The organism is Psychrobacter sp. JCM 18901 (assembly GCF_000586435.1).
Classification (GTDB): Bacteria; Pseudomonadota; Gammaproteobacteria; order Pseudomonadales; family Moraxellaceae; genus Psychrobacter.
The window spans coordinates 116910-131100 of the sequence record NZ_BAWH01000001.1 but is presented as its reverse complement, the minus strand read 5'-3'; the positions used below and the strand labels follow the sequence as shown (position 1 = coordinate 131100).

The 14191-nt window shown below is 42.2% G+C and carries 8 protein-coding genes and 5 pseudogenes; all 13 read right to left on the bottom strand.

What is annotated here, in order from left to right; translation table 11 throughout:
• Positions 1-227 precede the first annotated feature (227 nt).
• The 13 genes and pseudogenes from cmk to TT11_RS00570 all read right to left on the bottom strand — a co-directional run bounded on the left by cmk (position 228) and on the right by TT11_RS00570 (position 13996).
• On the bottom strand, positions 228-995 hold the full coding sequence (gene cmk / locus TT11_RS00625) for a (d)CMP kinase (RefSeq protein WP_261868747.1): 768 nt from the start codon (positions 993-995) through the stop codon (positions 228-230).
• A gap of 74 nt (positions 996-1069) precedes the next feature.
• Complete coding sequence (tadA, locus tag TT11_RS00620) at positions 1070-1648, bottom strand: tRNA adenosine(34) deaminase TadA (RefSeq protein ID WP_370587728.1); 579 nt, start codon at positions 1646-1648, stop codon at positions 1070-1072.
• Positions 1649-1738: 90 nt separating this feature from the next.
• The gene (locus TT11_RS00615) at positions 1739-2476 is read right to left on the bottom strand and encodes a uracil-DNA glycosylase (RefSeq protein WP_261868746.1); all 738 of its coding nucleotides are present in this window, start codon (positions 2474-2476) and stop codon (positions 1739-1741) included.
• 180 nt (positions 2477-2656) lie between these two features.
• A pseudogene (locus tag TT11_RS00610) lies at positions 2657-5200 on the bottom strand (AAA family ATPase).
• A gap of 697 nt (positions 5201-5897) precedes the next feature.
• On the bottom strand, positions 5898-6005 hold the full coding sequence (locus tag TT11_RS16780; protein WP_370587727.1) for an ATP-dependent Clp protease adaptor ClpS: 108 nt from the start codon (positions 6003-6005) through the stop codon (positions 5898-5900).
• Positions 5978-6337 (bottom strand): hypothetical protein, encoded by a 360-nt coding sequence (locus TT11_RS00605; RefSeq protein ID WP_370587726.1) that lies wholly within the window; start codon positions 6335-6337, stop codon positions 5978-5980. The genes TT11_RS16780 and TT11_RS00605 overlap by 28 nt, the downstream gene beginning before the upstream one ends.
• 58 nt (positions 6338-6395) lie before the next feature.
• Positions 6396-7010 carry a hypothetical protein gene (locus TT11_RS00600; RefSeq protein ID WP_261868745.1) on the bottom strand — a complete coding sequence of 205 codons (615 nt, stop codon included), beginning with the start codon at positions 7008-7010 and terminating at the stop codon, positions 6396-6398.
• Positions 6953-7261, bottom strand: a complete 309-nt coding sequence (locus tag TT11_RS00595; protein ID WP_261868744.1) for a hypothetical protein — start codon at positions 7259-7261, stop codon at positions 6953-6955. Before TT11_RS00595 ends, TT11_RS00600 begins: the two co-directional genes overlap by 58 nt.
• A gap of 103 nt (positions 7262-7364) precedes the next feature.
• Positions 7365-8433 (bottom strand): annotated as a pseudogene (gene argC / locus TT11_RS00590) (N-acetyl-gamma-glutamyl-phosphate reductase).
• A gap of 137 nt (positions 8434-8570) precedes the next feature.
• Positions 8571-9645: pseudogene (hemE, locus tag TT11_RS00585) on the bottom strand (uroporphyrinogen decarboxylase).
• A gap of 158 nt (positions 9646-9803) precedes the next feature.
• A pseudogene (gene proB, locus TT11_RS00580) lies at positions 9804-10978 on the bottom strand (glutamate 5-kinase).
• Positions 10979-11056: 78 nt separating this feature from the next.
• Positions 11057-12262 carry an Obg family GTPase CgtA gene (cgtA, locus tag TT11_RS00575; protein ID WP_057759175.1) on the bottom strand — a complete coding sequence of 402 codons (1206 nt, stop codon included), beginning with the start codon at positions 12260-12262 and terminating at the stop codon, positions 11057-11059.
• A gap of 290 nt (positions 12263-12552) precedes the next feature.
• A pseudogene (locus tag TT11_RS00570) lies at positions 12553-13996 on the bottom strand (glyceraldehyde-3-phosphate dehydrogenase).
• Between the last annotated feature and the right edge of the window lie 195 nt (positions 13997-14191).

Here is a 14191-nt window from a genome sequence, read left to right as displayed (position 1 = left end):
ACTGGTTTTATATCTTATGCAATCATATATAAAAACGTTTGTTGGTAATAAGCGCATATTTAAACTTACTAACAACAACTGTCTTGCTTTATTCTATCAAACAAAATTTTATCAACTGAGCCTAATAAATAATTAATCGTTAAAAAAACACTAACTTCCAACTGTACAATTCTACATTAAAAACAGGGACTACAGGAAACTTTTTAGTACTTAATATGTTGTTTTTATTAACTATTAAAAAACACACCTTTATCTTGGCAATGCTTTTTGACCTGCTCATATACTGCATCAGCACTAAGCTCTGAACTATCAAGTAATAATGCATCTGCCGCAGGCTTCGATGGTGCTGTACTACGATTTTCATCACGGTCATCACGCTCTTTTATCGTCGCTAAAATCGCTTCAAAATCTGCTGTTTGACCAGCGTTCAATAACTGAGTCACACGGCGCTCTGCACGTGCTTCAGCACTGGCCGTCAAAAACACCTTAACATCAGCATCTGGGAAAACAACCGTACCCATATCGCGACCATCAGCAACCAAACCTGAACGAGTGGCCATATCTTGTTGTAGCTTTAGCAATGCTTGACGAACCTGTGGAAAGACAGCTATCTGTGATGCATAGCCTCCGACCGTTTCATTGCGTACTTGCTCACCTACTGCTTGTCCATTAACAATGATATCTACACGTCCTGAGTCATTGTTCGGTACAAACGCTATCTCCAAGCTTTCAGTCAATGCTAATACAGCATCTTCGTCAATTGGTTGGCTGGCATCTGCGCTGATTAAACCCGCTTCAAAGGCTTTTAGCCCAACAATTCTATAAAGCGCACCAGAGTCTAATAACTGATAGCCTAACACTTGTGCTAGACGCCATGTGACCGTACCTTTACCAGCGCCACTGGGACCATCGATACAAATAACAGGGTAGCGTACTGATGAGGTATGGCTATCCTCTGTATTGAGTAAAACATTATCAGGTGTAGAACTAGTCATAATACTTACTCAATAATATGCGTTACTTATATCGCTTATCATATGTCATTAATAAAACGATATTTATTCGCATGTTAAGTCTTTAATAGCCTATTAAGATGGGTGCTATCAAATAGGGCAATATTATAGCAAAAAATCATCGTGACCACTAGCACCAAGACTGATATCTTGTTTATTAGTATTTTGAGTTTACATAGTGGCCTTATTCTTTTTCGCCGCTTGCCTACGCTCACGAAAAAAAATGTCTTTAGTATTTGACTGCTATGCTTGCTGCATAACCCGCTATAGGCTTGAATACTGTGGTTGTAAAAAGGTTGTAATGATAAGTCCATTTGACTACCAACCATCCCAGCACGCGGTTCACTCGCTGCGTACACCAACTTGTTTACACGCGCATGGATTAGAGCACCGATACACATCGTACAAGGCTCTAAAGTGACATATAGAGTAGTCTGTAGCGGCAGTCGATAATTTTCTAAACGCGTACAGGCGTCTCTTAATGCAACTATCTCTGCGTGAGCAGTAGCATCATGGCTACTAATAGGTTGATTAAACCCTTGGCCAATAACTTGCTGCTCATGTACCAATACCGCACCTACAGGCACCTCTCCTCGCTCAGCACCTTGTTTAGCAAGTTGGATTGCTTGTTGCATCCATTTAATATCTTCAGCTAACCAAAAGGTGCTGGCCTGAATATTTAAAGATTGATACGGCACTAAGCTTATATTCTGTATATTTTGCATTTATTGTGGTAATTGCCAGTCAATTGGAGTTTGGCCATACTGCACCAAGTAGTCATTTGTTTTAGAAAAAGGTTTAGTGCCAAAGAAGCCGCCACGATTTGCTGCAAGTGGTGATGGATGTACCGCTGTCAGAATCAAATGCTTATCCGTATCGATATACTTGCCTTTCTTCTGGGCTTTACTACCCCACAAAATAAATACGGTATGCTTTGTCTGTTCATTGACGGCATCGATGACGGCATCAGTAAACTGCTCCCAACCTTTATTCTGATGACTGTTTGGCTCGCCTTCTCGGACAGTTAGTGAGCTATTAAGCAGTAGAACGCCTTGCTGTGCCCAGTATGTCAAATCGCCATGCGCTGAAGGCCGAATGCCAATGTCATCTGCCATTTCTTTGAGCAAATTATTTAACGATGGTGGCTTAGGAATGGCTTTAGGAACAGAAAATGATAACCCCATAGCCTGACCTGGACGATGATAAGGATCTTGGCCCAAGATTACCACTTTAACTTGTGACAAAGGCGTGAGGTTCAGCGCATTGAACATTAATGGTGCAGGCGGATAGATACTGTCGTCTGACTGATAGGCTTCCTTTAAAAATGCGCGTAGATTGTCCATATTTTCAGACGTTAATTCATCTGCTAATGCCATTTTCCAATCTTCTGGTAAACGGACATTGTCTAAAATCGCTTGTTTTTGTTCTGGAGTCTTGGTTGTCGGTTCATCAAACAGTTCCATATTGTGTCCTTTTTATACTTGTTATCTTGTTATAAGTTCCATAGCTTCGTTAAAGCTAGCTTACTGTAAATAATCATACTAACAAAAAAATGGTGTGCACTTTGTTGATGAATTATAGCAATAAAAAACGGCTACCGCAGTAATACGGTAGCGTTTTTATGATGTCAATATCAAAAAAACTTAGCTAGCAAGAGACTCAGAATCAGGATGTGGCTCATGAGTTTCAACGACTGTCAGAATAATACGACTATCAGCTGAGCCTTTGTCTGATACCTTATCAAGCTTCATCGTATCACTCTCTTGAGAATCATCGACTTTAGGCTCTAAGGTCAGATGTACTACCCCGCCATTAACCAAATCACCAAACAAAATCATACTTGCCAATGGTTTTTTGATTTCATCCTGAATCAGACGTTGCATCGGACGTGCACCCATTAGACGGTCATAGCCTTTATCTGCTAGGTAATCACGTACATCATCATCAATCTCTAATGTCACTTGCTTATCATCAAGTTGTACTTGTAATTCAACCAAGAACTTATCGACGACCGATACAACAACTGATGTATCTAGAGGATTGAACTGAATTATAGCGTCTAAGCGATTGCGGAACTCTGGCGTAAAGACACGTTTCAGCGACTCTGTATTATCACGGCTATGGTCTTGTTGCGTGAAGCCCATTGACGAGCGACTGATACTATCAGCACCAACGTTCGTTGTCATAATAACGATGACCTGTTTAAAGATTGCTACACGACCATTGTTATCGGTCAACGTACCATGATCCATTACTTGTAGTAACAAGTTAAAGACATCTGGATGCGCCTTTTCAATCTCATCAAGCAACAACACACAATGTGGATGCTGATTGATTTTTTTCAGTAAGTAAGCCACCTTGATCATAGCCAACATAACCTGGAGGCGCACCGATCAAGCGTGATGCCGTGTGCGCTTCCATATACTCTGACATATCAAAGCGTACTAACTCTACACCTAACAGGTTCGCTAGCTGACGCGATACTTCTGTTTTACCCACACCAGTTGGACCTGCAAACATAAACGAACCAATTGGCTTATCTGGTGCTTTTAATCCTGCACGTGATAGCTTGATAGCATCAGCCAATGTGGCAATTGCCTCATCTTGACCAAATACCAAGTGCTTCAGATCTCGATCTAAATGTTCAAGGATACTCTTGTCATCACTCGATACAGATTTGGGTGGAATACGTGCCAATTTAGCAATAATAGCTTCGATATCAGCAACATCAATTTTCATCGGTGGCTTTTGACCTTTTGATAATTTCACACCATCTGCTGATTTAGCACTATCGCTCGCTTTCGCAGTCGCTGCTTCATCCTGCATTTCATTATCTGTATCACCATCGATACCTTCGATATCAGCATCAATCTGCGCATCAAAATCTTGCTCTAAATCAGCAATGAAACTTTCTTCCGCTTCGATATCATCGACATCAGGCACTACGCCTAAGCGCTTATACGCACCTGCTTCGTCAATTACGTCAATAGCTTTGTCAGGTAAAAAAACGCTCATGAATATGTTTGGCTGATAATTGTACCGCTGTGACCAACGCTTCATCCGTATACTCAACATTATGGAATTCTTCATAACGAGGTTTTAGACCACGCAGGATATCAATGGTGTCATCCACACTTGGTTCTTTAACATCGATTTTTTTGGAAACGACGTGACAATGCATGGTCTTTTTCGAATACTTGGCGATATTCAGTAAAGGTTGTTGAACCGATACAACGTAGCTCACCGTTAGCAAGCGCTGGCTTGATAAGGTTCGATACGTCCATGTTGCTGCTCATAGATGAACCAGCACCAATAATCATATGAATTTCATCAATAAAAAGAATAGCATTTGATTTTTTCTTTAGTGCATCAAGCAATGACTTCATGCGTTTTTCAAAGTCACCGCGATACTTAGTTCCCGCAATTAGTGAGCCAATATCAAGGCTATAAATCACGCAACCGTTAAGTGGCTTTGGTGCTTTATCGTTAATGATTAACCATGCTAAACCTTCAGCGATAGAGGTTTTACCTACACCAGGCTCACCTACTAGCAATGGGTTATTTTTACGACGACGGCACAGTACTTGGGCGGCACGTTCAATCTCAGAGGCACGACCAATCAAAGGATCGGTTTTACCTTCGGCAGCTCGCTGGTTTAGATTGGTCGCAAATTCAACCAATGGATCTTTGCTGGTCTTTTCCGAGGCACTACGACGCTCAGCACCTGCAGAACCGCGTGATTCAGAAGGCTCTTCTTTATCTTGGCCGTGTGATAAATACTGGGTTAGCTCAAGGCGACTGATGCCTTGTTTTTTAAGTAGGTAGACAGCATAAGTATCGTGCTCTGAAAACATAGAGACCAAAATATCAGACCCTTCCACCAAACGACCACCACCGATCGACTGCACGTGAAAAATAGCACGTTGCAAGATACGATCAAAGCTTTGTGTCGGCTGTGGTGACTGTTCTGTATCAGCATCGATGGTTGGCGTGTGTTTATTAATATAAATCTCAAGCTCAGTACGCAACGCCGAGACATTAGCATTACAAGCAGTCAACGTATTGGCAGCATGAGTATTTTCTAATAAGGCCAAAAGCAGGTGTTCAACAGTGAGATACTCATGCGATTTTTGGCGCGCAAGCGTCATTGCTAAACGTAGAGAAACTTCAAGATGACGACTTAACATAACAACTTCCTACGGTTATATCTATCTTTATAATTGATAGTTTTATGAATGAGTTAGTAAGTAAATCAGGGCGGTAGATGAATTGTTCAAGGGCTATATTCGTATTATTAGAAGTCATGAATAAATGAGGTGAGCGGTAGACTATTGATTAAATACTATAATCTCGCTATCAGCCAACAGTAATCACAACTATCCATGGCCGCTTTTCTTTATATCAACACGATACTTCAACGGAGTCAATCTATTAACACAGACTAAAATGTATCAAAGCGTGCTACAAGCTAGTAGCGACAACTCTAATAACGAATATTAAATGTTGAAAAACTGATTAGATAGAAAGAGAGATTGATATTTTAGAAGCTAGAAATGACAGAGTTTTAGCAAGTTTAACTGAGATACTTAGTCTAAGACTATTGAATAGGCTGTTTAATAGATAGGGTTATTCGCTATAGAAATCAAGACTCTATGGATAATAAATCTATTTTAAAAGATTCTACTTGTATATAAGGGGAATGACTGAAAAATCGAAAAAGCTCACTATAAAGGTGAGCTTTGAGAAGGATTACTTAGAAATAAGGAACAGTAGGTAAAACTTTAATAGAGCCATATATCAGTACAAGAAACTAATAAATTGCTCTACTCGCCTTGATGCGGTTCGATTTGGGTTAATAAGGGATAGCCTTCACGATGTGCCAGACTATTTACTTTTTTTGGCCTTAGTCTCGGCGATATCTTTGGGATAAATGCCAGCAATGCCTTTGCTGCTATTATGAATGGTCAGCATAATCTCAACTGCAGAATCCATACTATGACGAAATTCTGACTGCAATATGTATACAACAAACTCCATCGGCGTGTAGTGTCATTGTACATAACGACCGCATACATGGGCGGTTTGGCTACTTCAGGCTCTGCGACCAATACATCTGCTTGCGGTGACGTTTCGCCATCGGTATCACCGTCTTGTGCACGATGAGCAGGCATATTGGGAAAGTGCCAATCAGCAACCGTTGGCGTGGCTTGTGATATCATTTTTTTCATCATAATCAAAATATAATTATAAGGTAAGTTTAAGATAGAGAATGTTAAGGCAGGCGATAAGGCATGGTATAAAGCACAACCACTAATTAAGGTCATTGTGCTTTGATTTCAACCACAGCATCGTCACTGAGTATTTCATTAAAATATGAGGTAATTAAGGTACGATAGGACTTTCATCAACTTCTGGTAAATCTAGGAGCGATGGTAGCATGTTATCCACACTATCACCGAGCTTCCAGTCATACAATTGCTCTACTTTCTGACCACCAGCTTGCAAAGTCAGTTTTGCTTGCAATGGTCTAAAGCCTGATGGCATTACAAAGCGACCACGTATCCGAACGATACCTTCGATCATATGGTATGCAGGATCAAGTGGTACTTCTACAAGGTCATCATTGTTAAGTAGCGTCAATACAGGCCTTAAGCGTTTGGCTTGACCATCGCTACTTAGCATCCCAATATCAAAACCATACTCAAAAGCATTTTCAGGTAATGGCGAAATTTTGGCACCTAATACCTGTAAAGGCATACCACCTTTCTCACGGATGACATCTGAATATAGCTCATTGAGCTGTGACACTTGTTTATTTTCTACTGTTAGTTCTTGCTGGCTTTCACGCAGTTCTTTTAAATTAGCCAAACTGATAGCCAGTTCTTGTTTGGCAGTTGCCGCTTGGTTAGTAGCTATCTTATTGCTAAGGCGCAAATCTTCTAGTGCTTGTGTCGCTTCAGTGCTATCGATGATTGCTTGCTTAGCTTCTGTTTCCATCGAATGGAGCCACGTTGGTAGCCAAGCTTATGACCGAATACCAGTCCAACCACCGCTGTCACTAATACTGCCACTACAAACAGTGCCAATACCAATGTAGAAGCGCCGCGTTGTGAGCTAGCAATACCACTTATAGGGACATTATTATTTCTAAAGGAATGCTGTTTGCGCTCCAAGCTAGGTATAACCGAGTCTTTGCACGATAGACGTGCTGGCTGTGAGCAAAAGCGTAGTACGAGCTGAACACGCATTTAGACAGTATCTCTTAAGGGTAAGGGCAAGTCATTATAGCCGAATTTATAATCAATACCTAGCACCGCAAATGTGAATGATTGGAATATGAAGTCGTTGATATTAAGGAACAATCGGTGCAAAGTTCAGCCCCATTGACTCATCAAAACCGAACATCACATTCATGTTTTGCACAGCCTGCCCAGCAGCACCTTTGACTAAGTTATCTTGAACGACGATAACTGTTAGCTCAGCGCGCTCATTGTCCTGATGTACCGCAATACGTAAACGGTTACTAGCACGAACACTGCGCGTATCTGGATAAAGCCCTTTTGGCATGACATCAACAAACAACTCTGACGCATAGCTATTTTCAAACGCTTGCTGCCAATCGATAGCAGCGCCAGCATCGGTAAGCTCCATATGAATAGAGCTTAGCATGCCCCGAATCATCGGTACCAAATGCGGCAAAAAGCGAATACGGTGTGTAAACTGACTGTCTAATAACTGTGCAACACCCTGCTCAATTTCTGGTAAATGACGATGGCCTTCGACGCTATAAGCTTTAAAGCTATCTGTTGTCTCAGCATAATTGAGTGCAAGTGATGCTTGCCGACCTGCACCAGACACACCAGATTTTGCATCGATAACGATACGAGACTCGATCAAACGCTCTGCTTGTTTATTCTGGGCTTCGATAATTGGTTTTAGACCCAAAATCGCAGTGGTTGGATAACAGCCTGGATTGCCTACTAGTAACGCATTCGCAAGCTTGTCACGATTGATTTCTGGTAGACCGTAGACTGCTGTTTTCAACAGTTCAGGACAAGCATGTGACTGTTTGTACCAGTGCTCAAAGTCAGTCAGTGACTGCAAACGAAAATCAGCAGCCAAATCGATGACCTTAACCCCAGCTTGTGTAAGCGCTTCAGCTTGCTTCATTGCAACACCATGCGGCGTCGCAAAAAAATACAACATCACATTTTTGCAATGCAGCAAGCGTATTATCACCCAAGTCACTAAAAACGATGTCAGACACACCGCGTAAGCTTGGGAAGATTTCATCAGCACGAGTGCCAGCTTCGCTACGAGAAGTTAATAAATCAATAGAAACCTCAGGATGAGCAGATAATAAGCGAATGAGCTCAATACCCGTATAGCCTGTACCACCGACGATCGCTGCTGAAATCATAAAACACCCTTTTCTTGGTAAATACTAAATATGCACTGATAGATTCTATATTTGCTTGTAACTCATGCAGTTCTACAAATCTTTCAATTCCACAAATACAGAACAAAGACAGAATCACTCTCTAAATATTCTGACTCTTAAATTTTATAGTCGTGTACTGCATCCACAAACACTTTGGCATTGTCAGGGTTAACCCATTGGGTGATACCGTGACCTAAGTTTGCTATGTAACCAGTCTTTTCACCGTCAGCGTAAGCACGGTCAAGCATGGCGTTCACTTCAGAACGGATAGTCGCAGGCGAACCATATAACGTCGCTGGATCTAAGTTACCTTGGATAGCTTTGCTGCTTTGCAATTTTTTTATGCTTCTTAGTCAATTGACGCTGACTCTTAGTCAGTACTTGACGCGCACGATCAATCGGCATCGTCCAATCTAAACCTAACACGTCCGCTTCGCTGTCAGCCTGAATATCAAGCCATAACCCACCACCTTTAGTGAATAGCACTACAGGTACTTGTGGATGACGTTCTTTTAGTTCAGCGACAATACGTTTATTATAAATATGTGAGAATTCGATAAATTGACGATGGCCTAACGCCCCGCCCCAACTATCGAATATCTGTACAATTTGAGCGCCAGCAACGATTTGGGCATCTAAATAGTCAATAACTGACGTCGCAAGCTTGTCTAATAACTGATGTAGAAAATCAGGGTTACTATACAAAAAGCCTTTGGTATAACGATAATCTTTCGAGCTACCGCCTTCTATCATATAAGTAGCCAATGTCCACGGACTGCCAGAAAAACCGAATAATGGAACTTGACCATTCAATGCTTTACGAATGCTGGTTACGGCACGCATTACATAATCTAGAGAGTCGTTTGGCTCAAGCACTGGTAATCTATCAAGATCAGCCTGCTCACGAATGGGATGTTTAAATTTAGGGCCTTCACCTGTTTCGAAATATAGGCCCAATCCCATCGCATCAGGGATAGTTAGAATATCACTAAACAAAATAGCAGCATCTAAATCATAACGGCGCAATGGCTGTAGAGTCACTTCAGTAGCGCGGTCTGTATCTTTGCACAGACTCATAAAGTCACCCGCTTCAGCACGAGTGGCCTTATATTCTGGCAGATAACGACCAGCTTGACGCATCATCCATACCGGTGTGGTATCAATGGGCTCAAAACGTAATGCACGTAGCAATCTATCATTTTTTTAAAGGTGCAAACTGTTGCTGAACCGAGTTACTACCGTCTGAAGCACTCATGTACAAATCTCCAAAACAGCACAATATCAATATTTATAAATGGATATTGTGCTGGATAAAATAAGTTGAATAAAAAAAAGGTTATATAAAAGCGCTATACAGTTAATGCAAGATTGTCGCGATGTACCATGACCACACGTTCTTCGCTACTGCCAAAGATCTTATCGAACTGTTCGGTACGCTCACGAGCGACGCGGCGCGCATCATTCGATGAGAAGTTTACCTGCCCAACGGCTATGCGTTCGCCAGTATCTTGATGAATGATTTCTACCACATCACCTTCATCAAAACCGCCCTGCACTTCCACAACACCCACTGGCAATAAACTTCTATTGTGCTCAGTCAATGCTCTTGCAGCACCTGCATCGACGACCAAGCTACCTGACATACGTAGATGCGCAGCTAGCCACTGTTTACGCGCGATGATTTTATCTTCGTCATTAGTCGTCAGCAATGTACCTACCGCTTCGCCTGAAACCACACGGGTGATAACGTCATCGATAGCACCGCTGACGATAACGGTAGGACAGCCACCCATAGCAGCAAGGCGTCCAGCACGGATTTTGGTCAACATACCGCCGCGTCCAAGCTTACCGCCATCTCCTGCAATATCAAATAAATAATCCGCCATTGCACGTTCTTGGCGAATCATCTTGGCATCAGGATTATCACGTGGGTTATCAGTGAAGACACCTTCTTGGTCGGTTAAGATGATGTACAAATCAGCATTAACCATTGCGGCTGCCATCGCACCCAAGGTATCGTTATCACCGAATTTAATCTCATCAATCGTGATGGTATCGTTTTCGTTGATAACAGGTAGTACGCGCCATTCTAATAACTGGGTCAGCGCACCCGTCGTATTGAGATAACGACTACGATTAGACAAGTCATCATGAGTTAGCAGTAGCTGCGAGCTTTGAATACCATGCTGAATCAAAGCTGACCACCATGTTTCAATCAACCCCATTTGACCAATAGAAGCACAGGCTTGTAGTGCTGCTAGTTTTTTAGGGCGTTCCTCAAGGTTCATACGTACCACACCTTCAGCAACAGCACCTGATGATACTAGCAGTACCTCAACGCCTTTTTTTTGTGCAGCTTAGCAATCTGCTTTGCCCACTCATATATGGCAGTACGATCCAGCCCTCGACCGTTATTGGTTAATAGTGATGAACCAATTTTGACAATAACGCGCTGAATATCAAAGTTGCGAGTTTGCTTAACAAATCTTGCTTCTTCCATCGTGTTTGCTATGTCATCTGCCATATAAACTCCTTTTTTTCATATCAATTGATTGTAGGGATTAAATTCACAATTCAAATATAACTGCTCAAGCATACTAGCTTAAGGAACGTACATTACCTCAACGCCATCGTCATCATCGTCGTCAAAATCAGACGCATCCAAGCCTTCACGTGCTGCTTTACGAGCCGCACGATATGCTTCACGCTGTGCTTCAGTGTTAAGACGTACTTCAGCTTCTAAACGCTCGAAACGTTCTTTTTGTGCTTCAGCGAAGATAGGATCTTCTATTTCACGCTCACGCTCAAGTTCGATATCATTCATTAGATGATATTTGACCGCATCAACGCCTTCACCAGTTAGTGTTGCCGTACGGAAGACCATACCAGTCCAACCAAGCTCTGCGACGATATGAGTACAAAGCGCGTTCAAATCTTCATCATTGACTTGATCGATTTTGTTTAATACCAAAATCTGCGGCAAATTAGCCAATTCAGGAGAAAAACGCTCAAGCTCATTTAAAATAACACGAGCATTCTCAACTGGGTCGCTGCCATCAACAGGCTTGACATCAACTAAGTGTAGCAGACGACGCGTACGCGCAACATGTTTTAAGAAGCGAATACCAAGTCCGGCACCTTCTGATGCACCTTCAATAAGACCAGGAATATCTGCCATTACAAATGAACGATGACGACCAATATCGACCACACCCAAGTTTGGTACTAGCGTGGTAAACGGATAATCAGCCACTTTTGGTCTAGCAGCAGAGACTTGACGAATAAAGGTCGATTTACCAGCATTCGGCAAACCAATCAAACCAACATCAGCCACTACTTTTAGCTCAAACTTAAGAACTTTTAGCTCGCCTTCAAAACCTGACGTCGCTTTACGCGGCGCTTGGTTGGTCGAGCTTTTGAAATGGGTATTACCCAGACCACCATCACCACCTTTGGCAATCAGTAGTGTCTGGCCAATTTCAATCAAATCGCCCAATACTTCGTCTGTTTCGGTATCAACTACCGTCGTACCAACTGGTACTGGTAAATAAAGATCATCAGACCCTTTACCTGAGCAGTTTCTACTATGGCCGTTCTCAGCACGCATGGCGTCATGACGACGCGTATAACGATAGTCAACTAGGGTGTTGGTGTTGTCTTCTGCAATGACATATACATCTCCGCCCTTGCCGCCATCACCACCATCAGGTCCACCACGTGGGACATACTTCTCTCGGCGAAAACTGGCGATTCCGTTACCACCGTCACCTGCTTTTACCGTTACGACGGCTTCATCAATAAATCGCATCTTACGTTCCTTAATTCACAATCCAGTCTATAAACTGGTTACAACCAACGGTTGTATTTTGGGGTTTTGCTATGTTGTTGCGTCAAAATAAGCACTGTATAAAGTCTACTTTTACTTAGTGCCCATTATGACAATAACACCCGATAATCAATCGGACTATCGGGTGTTTAAGTATGACAGTTAAAGTCCTACCAAGCTATTTAAAGTAGCATCTACTGCAGCGCCATTTTTATGACACGATAGCGCTACTATACTTGGTATGACGTTATTGCTCTACTGTATTTGGTAATCTATGCTGGAATCTGAGCGTAGCTGATTCCGGCCATTTGCGTCGCCAAACGCAATACCTGAGTACTATAACCTACTTCGTTGTCATACCAAACATATACGATAGCTTGGTTGTCAGTCAAAATAGTAGCTTGAGCATCGATAATACCAACATGAGTCGTACCAACGAAATCCGTTGATACCGCTTCTGTAGAATCTGTATAAGCAATCTGCGACTGCCAAGTGCTGCTGTTAGCCATTTTACGCAAGAACTCATTCAACGCATCAGCGCTTGCTGGAGCAGTTTTCAGATTCACATTCAAGATTGCTAAGCTGACGTTTGGTGTTGGTACACGAATAGCGTTACCCGTTAGCTTACCATTTAATTCTGGCAATGCTTTACCAACAGCTTTTGCAGCACCAGTACTGGTGATAACCATGTTCATCACAGCACTACGACCACGGCGGTCTGCTTTATGATAATTATCAACCAAGTTCTGATCATTGGTAAATGAGTGAATAGTCTCTACATGACCATTTACAATACCGTACTCATCATTCAATACATTCAGCGTTGGCGTAATCGCATTGGTCGTACAGCTAGCAGCACTAACGATCGTATCATCACCAACGGTATCATTGTTCACGCCATAAACGACGTTTTTGATATCGCCGCCAGCAGGTGCTGTTAGCAACACTTTTTTTCACACCAGTAGACTGTAAGTGCTTACCAAGGCCTGCTTCGTCTTTCCAGATACCTGTGTTATCGATAACAAGAGCATTGTCGATACCATAAGCAGTATAGTCGATTTCGCTTGGGTCTTTTGCATAGATAACTTGTACAAAACGACCGTTAACGATCATGCCGTTATTATCATCATCAATGCTGATGCCGCCTAAAAATCTACCATGGATTGAGTCACGCTCAAGCAATGAGATACGCTTAGCCAAATCACCAGCAGCGGCTGGACGTACAACGATCGCTTTTAGTTGTAGACCTTTCGCGCTTGACGCTTGTGACAATAACAGACGAGTCAAGATACGACCGATACGGCCAAAACCGTAAAGTACAACGTCCGTGGCGCCGTTTACAGCACCAGCGTTGTTGATAGACTGTAGAGCGGTTTGTAAGTCAGTATCATTAGCAATCAATTGACCAACATCGATACGAGTGGCTTGGATATCAGCATTTTCTGAAATAACTTCTACCATCGCTAGAGTATCAGCAATATCGATAGCTTTGGCGCCATGGTCGCGTAGTGCTACTTTTTGATGTAAAGCAAGTATTTGACCAACTGAGGTAGAGTCTAGCGTTTCGCCAAACAAAGTCACTTGTACGTCTTGCTTGTTATAGAGCTTATTTAGTAGCCCCATAAGCTCAATCGCTTGTTGCTCTTGATTGTTGTAGTTGTTCAAGTGGTCTTGATGTAATTGGCGTAAGGTATCAGCGTTGCTCACGAGAAACATCCTTATGGTCAGTAATGTATGATCAATAAAATATGAAGAAGTGTAAAATAGATAGGTCGTGTATGCTCTAAATGGCGACTCTAATATGATAATCAACCACTATCAATATGGGTTATTGACGCTAGAGTATTTGAATCGCCTAGATTTTAGCCTAAAACGCCTCATTTTGCCAGTAGTAACCGATTAGCTAGCGTG

Bases quoted from the DNA above. Each gene is read 5' to 3' on its own strand.
- cmk (WP_261868747.1), bottom strand. From the start codon at position 995: ATGACTAGTTCTACACCTGATAATGTTTTACTCAATACAGAGGATAGC.
- tadA (WP_370587728.1), bottom strand. From the start codon at position 1,648: ATGCAACAAGCAATCCAACTTGCTAAACAAGGTGCTGAGCGAGGAGAG.
- TT11_RS00615 (WP_261868746.1), bottom strand. From the start codon at position 2,476: ATGGAACTGTTTGATGAACCGACAACCAAGACTCCAGAACAAAAACAA.
- TT11_RS16780 (WP_370587727.1), bottom strand. From the start codon at position 6,005: ATGGATTCTGCAGTTGAGATTATGCTGACCATTCATAATAGCAGCAAA.
- TT11_RS00605 (WP_370587726.1), bottom strand. From the start codon at position 6,337: ATGACCTTAATTAGTGGTTGTGCTTTATACCATGCCTTATCGCCTGCC.
- TT11_RS00600 (WP_261868745.1), bottom strand. From the start codon at position 7,010: ATGGAAACAGAAGCTAAGCAAGCAATCATCGATAGCACTGAAGCGACA.
- TT11_RS00595 (WP_261868744.1), bottom strand. From the start codon at position 7,261: ATGCGTGTTCAGCTCGTACTACGCTTTTGCTCACAGCCAGCACGTCTA.
- cgtA (WP_057759175.1), bottom strand. From the start codon at position 12,262: ATGCGATTTATTGATGAAGCCGTCGTAACGGTAAAAGCAGGTGACGGT.